Raw genomic sequence first — 17,265 nt, 5'->3', positions numbered from 1 at the left:
GGTGAGTAATCATTAAGGAAAAATCAAGGGTACATCATACGGTAGTCTGTAGGCACCTTCCCTTTGCTTATATCTATTAATTTACCCTTTACCATTCTTCTTTTAAGCCCTTTTAAATAATCAACAAAAAGTATGCCTTCTATGTGATCGTATTCATGTTGAATCACCCTTGCGGTCATTCCGGAAAATTCTTCCTCCTTGAGGTTCCAGTTTTCGTCAAAATATTCAATGGTCAATTTTTCTGGCCTTGTAATCTCTGCCCTCACTTCAGGAATGCTCAAACAACCTTCCTCGAAAACATACTTGTCACCATACTCATCTAGAATGATGGGGTTGATAAAAGCTTTCCTTATGCCTTTTTCTTCATCTTCCTCATCCAGCATAAGGTTACTATCAATCACAAAAAGTCGTATTCCTTTATTGATTTGCGGGGCTGCCAAGCCTACGCCGTTGGCTTTACCCATAGTTTCAAACATGTCATGAATTAACCCGCTCACCTCTTCTCCTTCATGAATTTCTTCTGCTTCTTTTTTAAGTACCGGGTGACCAAAAGCTACTATAGGGTATATCATTTTCTATCTAAATATGTTTGTAAAATTATAGCGGCACTAATTTTATCCAGATTGCCCGCTTTTTCTTTTCTATCTTTTTTCTTGCTTCCCATATTGATCATGGATTGCATGGCCATTTTGGAGGTAAAACGCTCATCTACCAGTTCCACAGGTATTGCAGGAAAAGTTTTCTTTAGTTTTTTTCCAATGCCAAGACCGGCTGGGTCATATTGGTAGCTGTCCCATCCAGAGATTTAGGCCATCCCAATACAATTGTTGATACCTCCTCGCTATTTGTATAGCGCTTCAAATATTCTAACAATTGATGCGTAGGTATAGTTTCTAATGGACTTGCCACAATCATCAATGGATCAGTGACGGCTAAGCCTGTACGCTTAGTCCCTAGGTCGATGGCCAAAACTCTACCCATCAATTGTTTTTTATTTGCAAACGAAGTCTTCTTAAAACTTCCCGCTCAAGTTCTACCGCCTTAGGGAACAGCAGGTCATTTTCAATTTTTGCGTGAATCATTAATTCCTTTTCCAGCTTTTGAAGTTCGATGAAAAGCACACGCATAGAAACACTTGCCTCACCTGATATTTCATAATCATTGGTGAGTTTTCGAATACCTATCATTTCATCGTCATGGGCATCATGTTCTTCTGCCATTTTCTGAATGGAGGGTAATTCAAACACTTTTATGGCTTCAACCAAGGGGATGGCACCGCCTTCTATTTCATGCAAGTAGGCGATCCTTTCAAACAAGGTATCTTCCTCTTCATGAATATGATGAATAAAATCATCAACAAACAGTGGAAACATCAGCCGAAGATCTGTAATCAAGCTTTTTTGGCTTTTTTCCATCTCTATGCCTTCCACCATACTGGTAAGAAAAGGCAAAGCTTGCCTAATAAAATGCCTATGCTTCTTCTTTAGGTAACCCACCAAAACCCCTATTGGGTGTAGAAAGAGCTCATCTTTGGTAGGCTCTACTCTACCGGCCCATTCTTCCAACTCAGCGATTACCTGAAAAGGACTCACTTTGTACTGTGCACATACTTCTTCTAAAGAGTGGTGCTCATGTTGAAAAAAACTTATTCCAAAATAGTGCAGCACTTCTGCTAAAACATGGTTTTCTGTAACCAATTCTGCAATGGATTTTCTATGTTTGTTTTTTGAAGAGTGCATTATCACAAAATTAAAAGAAATAAACGTAAAAAAGTAAGTTACAGCACCGATTTTAAAAATATTACGTTTATCTAAACGAAACGCCTTCAATACATGTTTAATTGTAATATTGGTAAAAAACAATTAAATTAAACGATGCTTTTCTTTGCATTAAAAATATAAATAGGAATAACGTGAGCATAAAGAAGAATACAAAATCACAGATACGACTACCCATTTTTTTGGCTTTGGGTATATCAGCAGGGATTTGGATAGGAGCTACCTTTGCGGCCCCCTCTTCAGACAGAAACGATCTAAAATCTGCAATTTATAAATTGCAGGAGATCATTACTTATATCAACAGGGATTATGTAGACAGTGTTGACACCAATGAGTTGGTAGAATTTGGGATAGAGCAAATGCTGGGAAAACTAGACCCACACTCAAGTTACATACCTGCAAAAGATGCGGCCTTAGCTAAATCTCAGTTAGAGGGTGAATTTGATGGTATAGGTATAGAGTTTGGTATTTTGAGAGACACCATTTACGTTGTATCACCGCTTACCGGAGGCCCCTCAGAAAAAATAGGATTACTGCCCGGCGACCAAATCATTAAAGTAGACGGCGAAACTGTAGCCGGTACAGGGGTTACCAACAGGGATGTATTTGATTTACTACGTGGTCCTAAAGGGAGTCAGGTAGAAATTGCCATAAAAAGGAAGCATGAATCGGAATTCCTTGATTTTAATATTACTCGGGACAAGATTCCACAATACAGTGTAAATGCTTCTTACATGATAGATGGACAAACAGGCTATATAAAAATCACTAGGTTTGCTGCCAATACTCATGAAGAATTTCGCAATGCATTGCAAGAATTAAAAGGCGAGGGCATGGAGCGTTTGATCATTGACCTTCAAGGAAATCCGGGAGGTTATATGGGTGCTGCCATAAACATAGCTGACGAGATGTTGAAAGACAAAGCGGTAATTGTTTCACAGATAGGAAAGCTTGACAGGTACAGCCAAGAGGCATTTGCCGTGCGGCCCGGAGCATTTGAAGAAGGCTCTGTAATAGTATTGGTCAATGAGGGAAGTGCTTCAGCCTCTGAAATTGTGGCAGGGGCAATTCAAGACAATGACAGGGGACTGATTGTCGGCAGAAGGTCTTTTGGAAAAGGGCTTGTTCAAATGCCTATTGACCTATCTGATGGTGCAGAACTGCGCCTTACCATCGCGAGGTATTACACTCCGTCAGGCAGATCCATTCAAAAACCTTATGGGGAGAATGATGAAGATTATGCCATGGATTACTTCAATAGATTGGAGCATGGAGAATTTTACAGTGCAGACAGCATTAATTTTAATGACAGTTTAAAGTACGAAACCCTTAAAGGAAGAACTGTTTACGGCGGAGGAGGAATCATGCCGGATTATTTTGTCCCAATGGATACCAGCATGTCAAGTTCCTATGTCAATAGGTTGTTCAGGTCCGAATCATGGAGAGAATACATTCTGGATTATTTGGACACCAACAAAAAGAAGTTTGATAAAATGCCTTTTGAGGAATACAATAAAAACTTTGAAATCTCTGACGCCATGTTGAACGACTTGGTGAAAATGGGAGAAAAATACAAGGTTGAATTCAATGAAAAAGATTTTAAAAAATCTAAACATTATTTACAGGTGCTCTTAAAGGCTCATATGGCAAGAAATATTTACGATGATGATGCCTTCTATAAAGTTATAAATGAAGTCAATGAAATCTATCAGCAAGCAATCAAGCTACTGGAAAATGCGGAATCATTGGCCTTCTTTGAAGAATAAGCTGTATTTCACTTAAAAGCCGGAGGAATAGAACCTCCGGCTTTTTTTATATTTTTGTTCGTTAAAAGGGTAATTTTCCCTTCGAAAACCGTTTATACTTAACTCAAATCATCCATTTTCCATGAGTGAATTTGCCCATTTAAAAGTCAATCACGTTGCGATCTATGCCAAAGACCTTGAGAAGACCAATCAGTTTTACGAGGAAATTATAGGACTACCTAAAATTGAAGACCCATTTAAAGACCACCTACATACGTGGTTTGGGATAGGATACGGGTTATCCATTCACGTAATCGCACGGGAGGTTCCTTGGAAGGAACAAAACATTGACAGAACCAACCACCTATGCTTTTGTGTCAAGGATATGGATGCATTTATCAAAAAGCTTCAAGAGAAAAATATACCGTTCGGGAACTCAGAAGGCCTCAATGGAAAAGTAAACCTGCGTCCTGATGGAATTCATCAAATCTTTTTCAAGATCCAAACGGCTACTGGATAGAAATCAATGATGATTTTATTTAAAAAAACGATAAATATAGGAACCCATTAATAAAGAAAAAAGGAGGAGCCTTGTAGCTCCTCCTTTTTCTTATTTATAAATTTCACTTGGCCATTTGTCATTGGCTATGTTGATATCCGGAAGGATTTTTCCGGATCAATCTCAACACCTACAAGCTGCTTATTAGATTTGTGTTGGTAATTCCAACTGTCTCCTCTTTGCCATATCTCTACAGGCAACACTATACTCTCTTTACTTCCATCTGCATAAGTAAGCCCTAACTTAACTGGCATTGGCACACCTCCTTTATTGCTAAGGATGACCACTTGATCATTGCCATAAGGCACCACATTTTCAATAGCCAAATCAATATTGTCAGTACCATAAAACCAAGATTTCCAGAACCATGAGAGGTTTTCTCCACCTACATTTTCCACAATATTGAAAAAATCATTGGGTTGTGGATGCTTGTAGGCCCATGCTTCTATATAGGCTTTAAAGGCGTTATCAAAACGCTCTTCACCCAAAATATATTCTCTCAACAACAATAAACCTATGGCAGGTTTCATGTAAGCAATCATCCCCAGATTAGATGTATTGGCTACATCAGGATAGGTGTCTATCCCTTCTCTGTCCTCACTGTTAAACCACTTGAGGTACTTTCTGGTTTGTTGCATAGTAGATCCATATTCTCCATCATTGAATGCTTCTGAACTGTAATGGTTGATAAAAGAATTAAAACCTTCGTCCATCCATGCATAACGTCTTTCATTAGAGCCAACAATCATAGGAAACCAATTGTGCCCAAACTCATGATCTGTAACGCCCCATAGCGACCCTTCCTTGCTTTTATAGCTACAAAAATTTAATCCCGGATATTCCATTCCATTAATATCTGCCGCCACATTTACAGCCGATGGATATGGGTAAGGATACCATTTATGGGAATAATGCTCTATGGATGCTTTACTGTATTCAGTAGACCTCGACCACGCATCTTGCCCATCACTCTCTTTAGGATATGCAGATTGTGCAATCGCTTTTTTACCTTCAGGCAAATTGATCCTTGCTGCATCCCAAATAAATGCACTAGATGAAGCAAAAGCCACATCCCTGGCATTCTCGATTTTAAAACGCCAAGTCAATGTTCCCTCTTGCTTGGGCCTGGTTAATTCCGGCTTGGTGACTTCATCAGGCTTTATCAATAAAACCGTTTCATCACTATTCTCAGCTTTTTCTAGGCGATCTAATACGGTTTTACTCAGCACTTCTTTGGGGTTTTGCAAGGCTCCCGAACCTACCACAATATGGTCATAAGGAACAGTAACTTGGTAATCAAAGTCCCCATACTCTAGGTAAAACTCACCTGCTCCGAGGTAAGGTTCTATGTTCCACCCCTCCACATCGTCAAATACAGCTACTTTAGGATACCATTGGGCTAAGGCATAAATGGTGCCGTCAGCTACATCCAATCTACCCATTCTATCCATTCCTTTAACAGGAATTTTAAACTCAAAATTCATAGAAATTGTGGCTTGCCCACCCTTTGCCGGAATGGGTTCGTCAAAAAAGACCTGCATTCTGGTATCCGAAATGATGTGCTTGGAAGAAACAGAACTTCCACGCTTGCTTAATTTTGCCTCTACATTATTGATAGCAAAACCTCCATCAACATCTCCTGAATACCTGTTCCCCTGTATTGGAGTAGTAAGCGTACCTCTTGAATCTGCTTTAAACCTGTTTTGCTCCAAATGCAACCAAACAAATGGAAGGCTTTCAGGGCTATTGTTCGTATAGGTAATATCTACTTTACCTGCAATAATATGTTCTACTTCATTCAGGGTTACTGCAATTTTATAGTCTGCTTTATTTTGCCAGTATTCTGGCCCCGGCTTTCCTGAAGCTGCCCTATAAGCTGAACCTTGCCTATAAGTAAATTCGTTGAAGTCACTTTGGTTATTTTCAGTCACCTGGGCAGAGACCCAATTGGCGGAAAACATCAAGGCTACAATCAGCCATTTGCTTAGATGATTATATTTCATAGTTCTTTTTTTGCTAAATTAAAAGAATCGCCCCACATAAATGGGTTTCAATCAAATAAATCCTTCTTCCCTCTACTTGAATTCACCCATAAACTGCTTTGATTCTCCCACATTATTGAAAGTTTATTTTGACAAAAAGTAGTCGTCTTCATCAAATTTTTACTTGACCTCCATAAACTCCTACAATCTTCGGATTTGTATTTGTGAATTTTTGAGGAGTAATTTGAAGCGCAAATAATTAATTTATGAAATACTTACTGTTTATCGCCTTTATATTCATTGCCACTTCGGCATCCTTTGCCCAAAATGACAGCACCATTCAAACCCTCAATGAGGTAATCATAAAAGAAAATCGGATGGAAATTCCATTTTCCAAAAGTTCAAGGAACATTAGCATTATCCATCGAAAGGATATTGAAACCGCCCCTGCCCGCAGTCTCCAAGAGATATTATCTTTCACACCGGGCTTGGATGTAAGACAAAGAGGAGTAAGTGGTGTGCAAGCAGATATCGGTATCAGGGGAGGCTCCTTTGAGCAAACCCTGATGTTGGTAAATGGCATTAAACTTTCAGATCCTCAAACCGGACACCATATGGTGAATATTCCTGTACCACTAGCAAGTGTACAGAGAATTGATATCCTTAAGGGACCTGCTTCTAGAATTTATGGGCAGAATGCCTATGCAGGAGCAATTAATATTATTACAGAGCTCCCTGAAAGTTTTAACCTACAGGCTGGACTTTACGGTGGTGACTTTGGCATGAGAGGTGGCTCTTTCCAAGTTTCCTTACCTATTGGGAAATTCAAGCAGAGCCTGGCTGTATCTCATAATGCCAGTGATGGGCACTGGCACAACAGTGATTATTCTATCAACACCATATTCTATGAAGCAGGCTTTGATGTGAATGCATTTCAGGAGATAAAAACCATACTTTCCTTCGCCAACAGAGATTTTGGTGCCAATGGTTTTTATTCAAGTTCATTCCCAGATCAATGGGAAAGCATACAGACCGGCTTGGCAGCCATCAGCCATACCCTCGAAAAGGGTAACACCTACGTTCAATCCAGAGCCTATTGGAGAAGCAATAAAGATGAGTTTCTATTGAAAAGAAACGACCCTTCTTTTTCCAAAATCAACACACTACGAATGTTTATGCACTTGAAATCAACGGGCGCCAAGAAACTAATTTCGGCACCTTGGGCTTTGGCGTGGAAGGAAGACAGGAAAAAATTGACAGCAATAATTTAGGGCTGAGAGAAAGGACCATTATGGGCGCCTTTTTGGAACACCGAACAAACTTCTCCAAGCATGGGGATATTAGAGCCGGACTATATTCCAACTATTACTCAGAATATGGATGGAAGCATTTTCCCGGTGCTGAGTTGGGCTATCAGCTCAATCCTTGGCTTAGGTCTTATGCCAATTTTGGGGTAAGCTTTAGAATTCCAACTTACACTGACTTGTATTATGTAGGGCCAACGAATATTGGCAACGACATGCTAGAACCAGAAAAAGCCGTTAATTATGAAGCTGGGTTTAAATTATCAAAAAATGGGTTCATAGCAGAATTGGTGTATTTCAACAGGCATACTGATAATCTGATAGAATGGACCAGAGAAGATTCCGAAGGCCCCTGGAAACCTCAAAATTTTAATGAAGTAACTTTTCAAGGTGTGGAAGCAGGTTTTCAGTACCGATTTGAAGGGACCCAAAATGATCTCCAGTTGCGAGAAGTAAGCTTAAGTTATAATTTCATTGATGCCAATCTCATTGAAAAGGAAGGTATTGAAACGAGGTACTCTTTAACAGCTCTTAGACACCAGCTAATATCCGGTTTTCAACTGGCCTTCAAAAACAATATTGAGTTGACAGCTAAAATGCGGTACATCGAAAGGATGAGCTTGGATCCATATTTTCTCTTAGATGCCCGATTGGATTTCAATCGTCTTAAGAAATTCAGCTTTTTTACCGAAGTTTCCAACATTAGCAATACCGATTATATTGAGGCAGGCACGGTACAAATGCCCGGAAGATGGGCAAGGGCTGGGATGAATTTCAGACTAAAATAAAATGCTATAGGCAAAACGAAGTTAAAGAATAGGATGGGTCAACCTGCCAAAAAGGGCCAATCGTTGACCTGAAATGTTTCCGGGACCGCAATCTTTGAGAGAGCGAAGCATTTCAGGATCCTTGTAATAATTATAAGCCATATACAATGCATTGATTCGGTTTGAGGTAAAACAGTGGGCCCCTTTGGGATTATTTATTACGAAATGGTAAGCTTTTCGCAGGGAACCGGAACCGTCTTTTTCAATATTGTCATAAATAGAATGATCCCCTAATCTTCTTAAAAATTCGGCGTGCGCTGTAAGGTGCTCGATATAGGTCATGGTATAATGTGTACCACTTCCTTCGGAAGGCAGATAATCACCATCTATGGGGTCATCCCCCTTCGGATTTCCTCTGGGATTGCTCCATTAGGTAAAATCCCCCAAAGATTCACTTTAGCATCTAACTTCCAATCGTCAGTCGTTTTCTGCCTGCCAATTTGTAACGCATTGTGTGCTGCAAAAGCCTCTTTGGGACTTAAACTTCGGTATTTGGGGCTAATTTCTTCAAGCTTCCAATCAGGATGATCCATCAGGTAATAAGCAATCAGAGCAGCAGAAAAAGAGCCTGCCACTCCCCAGTTGTTTTTCCTATAACGACTTGCCCAGGCCACTTTACTGTACATGACATCTCTTAACCAAACTTGGTAGGTTAATTTGTCTTTCACCGTCCATTGCTCCCAACCTTCAAGCAGGTCCGCTGCATAAATATAGGGTGTACCACCTCTGGCAAGATTAAGTATGCCCTGCGCTCCCCAGTCAAACCTCTTTTCTTCTGCATTTTGGTAATTGTAAGTAGAACTTAGATCTAAAATTAAGTCTCTGGCTTTTTGGGCATAAGATTCATCCCCTGTAAGGTGCCAAGCAATGGCCAAACCATAAACTAGCTTACCTCCGGTTGAACTTAGCTGGATAGGATGAGAGGAACTTCTCCCCACCACCTTCACTTCCTCCGGAAGTGGCTCCCATTGTTCTGACTCTTTGATCAGATCATCGATAAACATTAGAAATTCATCTAGGTTGGTGTGATAAGGTTCAATTCCTTTATTGGCTTTTTCTTTTATTTCCAATAGCTCTTTGGGAGAAACCAACACGCCAATCGGCTTATTGGGCAAAAGATTGGATTTAGGTCTCGATTTTATTCCTAAACACAAGGAAGCGGCAATCAATATCGCTAATAAAGAAATTCGTTTGGTGGCCATTTTAATTGAATTTAACTTTTAATCGACTAAAGATGATACAATATCGGTTTAAAAAAGAAAAACTATAAATCGAACAAAGCAAAAATCTCGAATGCATAGGTTTTAATGACAGGATAAAACCAAAAGCCCCAATCAACAGTATTCAACTATAGATTGGGGCTTTCTCAGTTCCAAAAGATGCTAATACTATTGCCTCATTTTATTTTTTTCGAGCTTCCAGGTACGCATCCAAGTATTTTTTATCATTGGCATCACTATCTCCATATTTTTCTCTTAGCTCTACCAGCCTTTCATGCATCATAGCCCTTACCTCTGCATATTCCGGATCATCGTAAATATTGTTCATTTCCGAAGGATCTTCTTTCAAATCATACATTTCCCATTCATCAATGTCATAGTAAAAATGAATCAACTTGTACCGGTCGGTAGCCACCCCATAATGACGTTTTACCATATGTACAGAAGGGTATTCATAATAAGTATAATAAACGGCATCACGCCAGTCTCCTGATTCCCCACTAACCAACTTACGGAAGGATTCTCCTTGCATTTCTTGTGGAGCATCAATTCCGGCATAATCAAGAAAAGTAGGCGCAAAATCTAAATTTTGAACCAGCTTGTCAATTTCAGTTCCGGGTTTAATTTCCTTAGGGTAACGCACCAACAAAGGTGTTCTAAAAGATTGTTCGTACATAAAACGTTTATCAAACCAACCATGTTCACCCAGATAAAACCCTTGGTCTGAAGTATAAACAACTATGGTGTTCTCTGCTAGGCCATTGGCTTCTAAATAATCCAAAACCTCTCCTACACCATCATCTACCGATTTGATAGTTCTTAAGTAATCTTTAATGTACCTGTTAAATTTCCAATGGGCGATTTGTTTCTTTTTGGCATCGCTAAAAGTGGACTCATCACCTTGACCAAAGGCCTTTAAAAAGGCTTCATTTTTAGGATCATAGGCAGCTTTCCATTTAGCCAACTGATCTGGATTGAGTCGTTTCAATTGATTGCTAAAACCGGTGCTGTCTCCATAGGGATCTATTTCCAATTTAAAATCATGGCCCCATTGCGCATGTCCGTCAATTTCCATTTCCTGGGTTTTGGCCGCAGTACCTCTATTTGCATAATTGGTTTCTTGGTCATAAAAATTTGCCGGTGGAGTGAAATCTCGATCATCATACAAAGTCAGGTATTCCTCCGCAGGTTTCCAGTTTCTGTGAGGGGCTTTTTGATGATACATTAAAGCAAAAGGTTTATCCTGATCCCTACCACTTTTTAGCCATTTCAAGGCTTCATCCGTCGTAATATCTGTTACATATCCTTCAAACCGTTTTTTTCGCCATTGACGAGAAAATCGGGATTGTAATAATGCCCTTGGCCCGGCAGCACCATGGAATAATCAAAACCCTGAGGCAAACCATTTAGATGTATTTTCCCGATCAATGCTGTTTGGTAACCATTGGCCTGTAAGATTTTAGGGAAACTCTCTTGATCCCAGTTAAAAGGCTGGACATTGTCTACCTTACCATTGATGAAACTGTGCTTACCGGTAAGCAATACGGCTCTACTAGGAGCACAGATAGAGTTGGTTACCGTGGCTCTGGTGAAGATCGCACCTTCATTGGCTATTCTGTCAATATTGGGTGTTTCATTCAATCCATGCCCGTATGCGCTAATGGCCTGATACGCATGATCATCAGACATGATAAACAAGATATTGGGTGGCTTTTCGTCTTCAATTTGCTTTTCTTTCGTTTGACATCCCATGGCAAAATAAGTAAGAGCCACTATGTAAAAGACTATTTTAAGTTTACAAAAATTCATTTTGTTTATTGTTTAATTTGATTTAATTCTTCCAGGTTCTCTTCTGTTTTCTCCGGTAATTCCCAATAAGTCATCACCAAGGTCTTTGCGTACCTCATTTGCTAATGCTGATAATTCCGCAACAATTTCTGGATTCTCTTCCTGAACATCATAACGTTCACCGGGATCTCTCCGCAGGTCATACAATGCCAGGTCGGTTTTGGCTTGTTTTGTGGGCCCATTCACGCCTTCCTTTCCGGGGGCAGACCCTTTATAGGTCCTGTGGACATGCGGAAACACCAGTTTCCAGTTGTCTCTCCTAATGGCTTCCAATGCATTTTTTGATAATAGTAGTTAAAAGTTTCTCTTGGTCTGGCTCCGGGTTTATTTTCCCAAAGTTCCAAAATACTTACCCCATCAATTTTTCTCTCAGGTAAAGGTACTTGCAAAATTTCCGCAAAAGTCGGGAAAAAATCAATTGTTGAGGCCAAATTATTATTTATTGTTCCTGACGGAATCTTTGCAGGCCATTTTACAATACATGGAACCCTTTGTCCACCTTCAAAACTAGTCCCTTTACCTTCTCTCAGTCCCCCAGCAGACCCAGCATGATCGCCAAAGTTTAACCAAGGGCCATTATCTGAAGTAAAAATCACAATGGTATTTTCTGACAATTCATTATCATCCAAGGCTTTGATTATTTCCCCTACCGACCAATCAATTTCCATGATCACATCACCATACAGCCCTTGATTACTTTTTCCTTTAAATTTTTCCGAAACCGCCAAAGGAACATGGGGCATAGAGTGAGGGACAACCAATAAAAAAGGACCGGATTGATTTTCTTTAATAAACCGAGTAGCTTCCTCTGTATATAGGGTAGTTAATTTTGCCTGATCCTCAAGGTTTTTGATATAAGCTCTTGTGGTATTCCCTTGCAAAAGGGGTAGTTCCGGATAACTTGCTTTTCTTGCATGGGTTTCAGGAGTTGCTAAATGCATGTCATAGGTCCATTTCCACATGTCGTTGGAATAAGGAAGACCAACAAATTCATCAAAGCCCTGTTGCAGTGGAAGAAAAGGCCTATGATGCCCCAAATGCCACTTACCAAATAAGGCTGTCTTATAATTACCGGCTTTTTTCACCAACTCTGCAAGAGTTTCTTCCGAAGGATTAAGTCCGATGATAGCGTGAGGATTCAATGCACCACTTAACCCTATTCGGTTAGGATAGGTGCCTGTCATGATACCGGCTCTTGATGCACTACAAACAGCCTGAGCTACTTCAAAGTTTGTGAAACGCATGCCTTCATTGGCTAACTTATCCAAGTTAGGGGTTTCAATATCAAGAGCTCCATAACTCCCTAAATCTCCATATCCTAAATCATCTGCATAAATCAATACTATGTTAGGAAGTCCAATCTCTTGGCCCCAAACATAAGAATGTAAAAACAGGCCGATAAATACAATTGTACACAAAAACTTATTATACATAATTTCGATTGGTAAAAGAAAAGAGAGTGCAAACCAATGCACTCTCCTATTCAGATAGGGTTAATACCCGGGGTTTTGGGTAAGTTCCGGATTTAAATCTATTTCCCTCTGAGGAATCGGCATCAATACCATATGGTCTTTAATATTTTGTGCCAATTCTACTTTGTTTGATTCGGCTACACTTGCTTCATATGCAGCATGGTCCTTCATTCGTTGGACAAACCTGCCTGTTCTAACCAAGTCAAACCAACGGTGTCCTTCCATAGCCAATTCCTTGTGTCGTTCCTCGTAAATAAGCGTCCTCATATCATCAGTGCTTAACCCAGAAACATTGTGTAAGGTTGAATTATAGGCTCTTTCCATGACTCTATTGAGAGGAATTGCAGCGGCCTCGGTCTGCCCTATTTCGTTCAATGCCTCGGCATACATTAACAATGCATCTGCGTATCGAATCACATTCATATTGGCATCGCTATTACTCGGATTGCTTTCATTTTCTTCCCAATATTTTGTGAAAATTGGAATGGTAGAGGTATGAATAGACCCATCAAGGAGACTTACAAAATCAGTCCTGAATGTCCCGGCTTTTCTCTCATCATCGTCAGTAAATCTATCATAAAGATCTCTTGTGGGGATATCTGCCTCATTTGAATTAACCAAACCTAGCACTGCAAAACCTCCGGGTAAAGAATACTTTGGTCCCTGTAACACCATCGCGGAATTCCCATTTCCCGGGGGATCCATAAACTCTATCCCAAATACCATTTCTTTTCCAGTCTCGGTGGCCGGACGCCAATTGTCTCTATAGTCTTCATGCAAACCATATCCATAATCTCCTTCATTATTGATTACCTCTGCCAATTTTTCAACTGATTTATTAAATTCTTTCATGGTCAGGTACACCTTTCCTAAAAGAATTTTGGCAGCTCCCTTTGTGGCTCTTCCTATATCATTTTCAGCATAAATTTCAGGTAAGCTACTCTCTGCATCCATCAGGTCATTGATAATTTGCTGATAAACCTCAGCACTCGCAACTCTGGGGCCTAAAGCATCTTCTACAGATTCAAGTTTTAAAATTAGCGGAACATCTCCGTAAAAACGTACCAAATTGAAATAATACAATGCTCTTAAAAATTTAGCCTCTCCAATTAGTCTGGCTTTTACGGTTTCATCCATCTCAATGGCAGGAATATTAAGAATGGCTGTATTTGCTCTAGCAATCCCATCATAGTTTTGTTGCCACATGGTACTCGTAAATTGATTTTCTGAGGTATGTCTCAAATATTCGAGGTTTTGAAGGTATTGATTTGGCATTCCCAAACCATTCTTTTCGGTATCTGCAGGGAGATCATTTAAGATGAACATATTTCGTTCATAGATGTCATATAATTTTCTGTAAACTGCTGTTACCGCCGCTTCAGCGTCTGACTGACTACTGTAGAAATTACCAATTACAAATCTATCTTCCGGAGCCTCTTTCAAGAACTCATCCATACAAGAAGTTGAACTTAGAAGTAGAAATAAAAATGCAATATGTTTTATATTTTTCATGTTTGTCTGCGATTTATTGGAAGTTAATTTTGGCCCCTATCATAAACGTTCTGGACTGTGGATAGCCTCCAAAATCTTCTCCTAACTGAAGGTTGGTTGCACCACGATAACTTACTTCCGGATCATAACCGGAGTAGTTGGTGAAAGTAAATAGGTTTTGACCTGTTATGTATAACTTTAATCCACTAAGTGCCTTGATTTCTGAAGCAGGGAAGGTATATCCTAAGGTTAAGGTTTTGATTTTTAGATAGGATCCATCTTCCATAAATACATCACTAAATACTGCCGACCTGTTGGTAGTGGCCTTGGGGTACTCATCACTAGGGTTGTTTGGGGTCCACCGGTTTACTAAATCACTGTAAACATTCTGCCCTCCGGAAGGTAACTCTAACTCCATGGCATTGTAATTAAAAATATCTGCTCCATATGAAAACTGTGTGAATGCATTCAATTCAAATCCTTTATAGGATATGGTATTGGTAAATCCTCCAAAAAATCAGGATTTGGATCTCCAATAATGGCTCTATCATAAGTGGCATTGACTACTCCATCAGGAACACCATTTGGCCCACTGATATCCAAGTACCTTCTTCCACCAATCCAATTGGTAGGACCTACAGGTCCGGCAGCCAATTCTTCAGCATTTTGGATAATCCCATCTGAAACATATCCATAAAACAAACCTATAGGCTGCCCAACTATTAAACGGTGAACGGATCCTGTTTTCAAGTGGCCGTCTCCACCTCCAACATCCTTGTAACTTTCACCACCCAATTCTAATACTTTGTTACGGTTAAAAGAAATGTTGAATGAGGAAGTCCATTTCAATTCAGTTTGTGCCAAGATATCTGCGCCAATCATTAATTCAACCCCTTGGTTTTGAATACTTCCTATATTTTGTAAAGAAGAACCAAATCCGGATACAAAAGGTACAGCTACATTATAAATCAAATCAATGGTTTTTTTGAAGTAGTAATCGGTTGTAAACCTTAACCTCTCATCAAAAAATCCAAAATCTAATCCGAAGTCAAATTGGGAGGTTTTCTCCCATCTCAAATTGGGGTTAGGAATTGAATTGGGGTAAAACCCTGTCGCCAATGCTCCTCCGATTGTATAAGTCGTATTCGTTAAGGTAGGCAAAGAGTTGTATAAACCTATCTCTTGGTTACCTGTTACACCATAACTTATCCTAGCTTTGAGGTTAGAGAAGACATTCATGTTTTGAATAAAATCTTCCTCAATTGCTCTCCAAGCCAATGCTCCGGAAGGGAAAAATGCATACTTGTTATTGTCACCAAACCTAGAGGAACCGTCTATTCGTCCATTTAGGGAAAGTAAATATTTTTCATTAAAGTTATAATTGACTCTACCTAAGTAGGATACCAAGCTCCATTCGGTTTTAGAAGATCCCGGCTGGTTGTAAACTGAACCTGAACCTAAGGCGTTTTCTTCCAGTGAATTATTTACGAAATCTTGCGAAGACGCCATTAAACTTTCATAGAAATTCTTCTGGAAAGTAATTCCCCCAAAAGAGACACACTGTGCAAATCACTAATTTTTTTATTCCAACTTAAAGTATTTTCATTCAACCAATTTGTTGTATACCCACCATTGACTGTAGCCTTTGCGATACCATTAGACTCAAAAATACTGGTAGGAATAAACGTATCAAATTTTGTATTTACTAGATCAGTACCGAAAGACACTTTTCCCACTAAGTTTGGCACAAATTCGTACTCCCCAAAAATATTACCTAAAACACGTAACATGGCACTTTCTCTAACTTGCTCGAGGGCAGAAGCAACCGGATTAGGGTAAATAATTCCCGGGCTGTTAACTTGGGTATAAATACCTAGTTCTTGGTTGGAGTATACAGGTAGAATAGGGTTAAATTTCATGGCTCCTGTTACCACGCCTCCAGATCCTCCGGCATCCGTTGGTACTGCATTCGACATGGTCTTACTTACATTAAAGTTGGTGCCTACCTTGAACTTATTGCTAATATTTCTTGCGATATTAACTCTACCGGAATAGCGTTTAAAACCCGAATTGATAATGACGCCTTCTTGGTTAAAATAATTTCCTGAAACCGCATAATTCGTCTTTTTATCCCCTCCTGAAAACGACAATTGGTAATTCTGCACAGGAGCAGCTCTAAATATTTCTTCTTGCCAATCTGTACCTTTAGGGTTGGCCTGAAGTTCAGCCATCTTATCTGCACCATATACGGGGCTTAAGCCATCGTTGGTATAAGCTTCATTGACCAAAGTGGCATAATCATAAGCGTTCATCACATCAATTTTCTGAACAACTTTTTGTACGCCATAATAAGCATCAAAAGTAACCTGATCACGCCCCTCTTTACCGCTCTTAGTCGTTATTAGTACAACTCCATTGGCAGCTCTTGCCCCATAAATAGCAGTCGCGGATGCATCTTTAAGTATTTCAATAGACTCAATATCTGCAGGATTGATGGTAGACAATCCACTCATCCGAGCATTACCTCCTGTTTCTCCAAAACCTGCCCCACTATAGACGGGGAATCCATCAATTACATACAATGGTTCATTTCCACCTTGAAGAGAACTTGAACCACGGATACGAATAGAGGCTACTGCTCCTGGCATTCCTGATGTTTGGGTCACCATTACTCCAGAGGCTCGACCGACAAGCCCTTGATCTATAGAAGTAATAGGTGTTTGTTGAATTTCACTGGCTTTAACAGAGGATACAGCACCTGTAAGATCACTTTTCTTGACGGCACCATAACCAATAACTACCACTTCATTCAGTGAAGCAAGGTTATCGGATAAAGTCACATTAATTTCTGTTTGTGTCCCAACGACTACTTCTTGGGGACTGAAACCTATAAAAGAAAATTCTAATACCGGGTTCTCTATATTGTCCGGAATAGTGATAGTATATGCTCCATCTAGATCAGTTACAGTTCCAATATTTGTCCCTTTCACCATTATTGTGGCTCCGGGTAATGGCTCACCACTCTCTTCAGTAATCACC

16 protein-coding genes and 2 pseudogenes are annotated in these 17,265 nt (G+C 39.8%); 4 read left to right on the top strand and 14 right to left on the bottom strand.

Annotated features, from left to right (window positions below; translation table 11 throughout):
• Positions 1-23 precede the first annotated feature (23 nt).
• From def to WG932_RS25240, 3 genes and pseudogenes are all read right to left on the bottom strand, one after another.
• Positions 24-572, bottom strand: coding sequence for a peptide deformylase (gene def, locus WG932_RS25250; RefSeq protein WP_339676302.1), 549 nt, complete (start codon positions 570-572; stop codon positions 24-26).
• Positions 569-981, bottom strand: a pseudogene (gene ruvX, locus WG932_RS25245) (Holliday junction resolvase RuvX). Before ruvX ends, def begins: the two are co-directional and overlap by 4 nt.
• Positions 981-1,739, bottom strand: a complete 759-nt coding sequence (locus WG932_RS25240) for a hemerythrin domain-containing protein (RefSeq protein WP_014020500.1) — start codon at positions 1,737-1,739, stop codon at positions 981-983. Before WG932_RS25240 ends, ruvX begins: the two are co-directional and overlap by 1 nt.
• A gap of 173 nt (positions 1,740-1,912) precedes the next feature.
• On the opposite strand from WG932_RS25240, the gene WG932_RS25235 reads away from it, so the two are divergent.
• Together WG932_RS25235 and WG932_RS25230 are read left to right on the top strand one after the other, a co-directional pair.
• Complete coding sequence (locus WG932_RS25235) at positions 1,913-3,544, top strand: S41 family peptidase (RefSeq protein ID WP_483085819.1); 1,632 nt, start codon at positions 1,913-1,915, stop codon at positions 3,542-3,544.
• A 121-nt stretch (positions 3,545-3,665) separates the two neighbouring features.
• Entirely contained in the window at positions 3,666-4,043 is a 378-nt protein-coding gene (locus tag WG932_RS25230; RefSeq protein ID WP_483085818.1) for a VOC family protein, read from the top strand.
• Positions 4,044-4,133: 90 nt separating this feature from the next.
• On the opposite strand, the pseudogene WG932_RS25225 reads toward WG932_RS25230, so the two are convergent.
• Positions 4,134-6,085, bottom strand: a pseudogene (locus WG932_RS25225) (M1 family metallopeptidase).
• 245 nt (positions 6,086-6,330) lie between these two features.
• Between WG932_RS25225 and WG932_RS25220 the strand changes: the two are divergent.
• Together WG932_RS25220 and WG932_RS25215 are read left to right on the top strand one after the other, a co-directional pair.
• Entirely contained in the window at positions 6,331-7,335 is a 1,005-nt protein-coding gene (locus WG932_RS25220) for a TonB-dependent receptor (RefSeq protein WP_483085817.1), read from the top strand.
• A complete protein-coding gene (locus WG932_RS25215) occupies positions 7,284-8,156 on the top strand; it encodes a TonB-dependent receptor plug domain-containing protein (RefSeq protein WP_483085816.1) in 873 nt (290 codons plus the stop codon). The genes WG932_RS25220 and WG932_RS25215 overlap by 52 nt, the downstream gene beginning before the upstream one ends.
• Positions 8,157-8,177: 21 nt before the next feature.
• On the opposite strand, the gene WG932_RS25210 is transcribed toward WG932_RS25215, so the two are convergent.
• From WG932_RS25210 to WG932_RS25165, 10 genes are all read right to left on the bottom strand, one after another.
• On the bottom strand, positions 8,178-8,477 hold the full coding sequence (locus WG932_RS25210) for a hypothetical protein (protein WP_483085815.1): 300 nt from the start codon (positions 8,475-8,477) through the stop codon (positions 8,178-8,180).
• 44 nt (positions 8,478-8,521) lie between these two features.
• Positions 8,522-9,397, bottom strand: a complete 876-nt coding sequence (locus tag WG932_RS25205) for an alginate lyase family protein (RefSeq protein WP_483085814.1) — start codon at positions 9,395-9,397, stop codon at positions 8,522-8,524.
• A gap of 199 nt (positions 9,398-9,596) precedes the next feature.
• The gene (locus tag WG932_RS25200) at positions 9,597-10,688 is read right to left on the bottom strand and encodes a sulfatase/phosphatase domain-containing protein (protein ID WP_483085813.1); all 1,092 of its coding nucleotides are present in this window, start codon (positions 10,686-10,688) and stop codon (positions 9,597-9,599) included.
• A 23-nt stretch (positions 10,689-10,711) separates the two neighbouring features.
• Complete coding sequence (locus WG932_RS25195; protein ID WP_483085812.1) at positions 10,712-11,224, bottom strand: sulfatase-like hydrolase/transferase; 513 nt, start codon at positions 11,222-11,224, stop codon at positions 10,712-10,714.
• Positions 11,225-11,236: 12 nt separating this feature from the next.
• Positions 11,237-11,503: a hypothetical protein gene (locus tag WG932_RS25190; protein WP_483085811.1), complete on the bottom strand. Its 267-nt coding sequence runs from the start codon at positions 11,501-11,503 to the stop codon at positions 11,237-11,239.
• Positions 11,446-12,696: a sulfatase family protein gene (locus WG932_RS25185; RefSeq protein ID WP_483085810.1), complete on the bottom strand. Its 1,251-nt coding sequence runs from the start codon at positions 12,694-12,696 to the stop codon at positions 11,446-11,448. The genes WG932_RS25190 and WG932_RS25185 overlap by 58 nt, the downstream gene beginning before the upstream one ends.
• A 60-nt stretch (positions 12,697-12,756) precedes the next feature.
• A complete protein-coding gene (locus WG932_RS25180) occupies positions 12,757-14,247 on the bottom strand; it encodes a RagB/SusD family nutrient uptake outer membrane protein (RefSeq protein WP_339676320.1) in 1,491 nt (496 codons plus the stop codon).
• A gap of 13 nt (positions 14,248-14,260) precedes the next feature.
• A complete protein-coding gene (locus WG932_RS25175) occupies positions 14,261-14,698 on the bottom strand; it encodes a hypothetical protein (RefSeq protein WP_483085809.1) in 438 nt (145 codons plus the stop codon).
• Positions 14,695-15,735: a TonB-dependent receptor domain-containing protein gene (locus WG932_RS25170; protein WP_483085808.1), complete on the bottom strand. Its 1,041-nt coding sequence runs from the start codon at positions 15,733-15,735 to the stop codon at positions 14,695-14,697. Before WG932_RS25170 ends, WG932_RS25175 begins: the two co-directional genes overlap by 4 nt.
• On the bottom strand, positions 15,735-17,264 hold the full coding sequence (locus WG932_RS25165) for a SusC/RagA family TonB-linked outer membrane protein (protein ID WP_483085807.1): 1,530 nt from the start codon (positions 17,262-17,264) through the stop codon (positions 15,735-15,737). The genes WG932_RS25170 and WG932_RS25165 overlap by 1 nt, the downstream gene beginning before the upstream one ends.
• Position 17,265 lies beyond the last annotated feature (1 nt).

It is taken from the genome of Cyclobacterium sp. SOCE241, from assembly GCF_056867545.1.
The sequence above is the reverse complement of the archived record's forward strand: the minus strand, read 5'-3'. Positions and strand labels throughout refer to the sequence as shown.

Coding starts and splice junctions, on each gene's coding strand:
- def (WP_339676302.1), bottom strand. CDS start 572: ATGATATACCCTATAGTAGCTTTTGGTCACCCGGTACTTAAAAAAGAA.
- WG932_RS25240 (WP_014020500.1), bottom strand. CDS start 1,739: ATGCACTCTTCAAAAAACAAACATAGAAAATCCATTGCAGAATTGGTT.
- WG932_RS25230 (WP_483085818.1), top strand. CDS start 3,666: ATGAGTGAATTTGCCCATTTAAAAGTCAATCACGTTGCGATCTATGCC.
- WG932_RS25220 (WP_483085817.1), top strand. CDS start 6,331: ATGAAATACTTACTGTTTATCGCCTTTATATTCATTGCCACTTCGGCA.
- WG932_RS25210 (WP_483085815.1), bottom strand. CDS start 8,477: ATGACCTATATCGAGCACCTTACAGCGCACGCCGAATTTTTAAGAAGA.
- WG932_RS25205 (WP_483085814.1), bottom strand. CDS start 9,397: ATGGCCACCAAACGAATTTCTTTATTAGCGATATTGATTGCCGCTTCC.
- WG932_RS25195 (WP_483085812.1), bottom strand. CDS start 11,224: ATGAATTTTTGTAAACTTAAAATAGTCTTTTACATAGTGGCTCTTACT.
- WG932_RS25185 (WP_483085810.1), bottom strand. CDS start 12,696: ATGTATAATAAGTTTTTGTGTACAATTGTATTTATCGGCCTGTTTTTA.
- WG932_RS25180 (WP_339676320.1), bottom strand. CDS start 14,247: ATGAAAAATATAAAACATATTGCATTTTTATTTCTACTTCTAAGTTCA.
- WG932_RS25170 (WP_483085808.1), bottom strand. CDS start 15,735: ATGGCGTCTTCGCAAGATTTCGTAAATAATTCACTGGAAGAAAACGCC.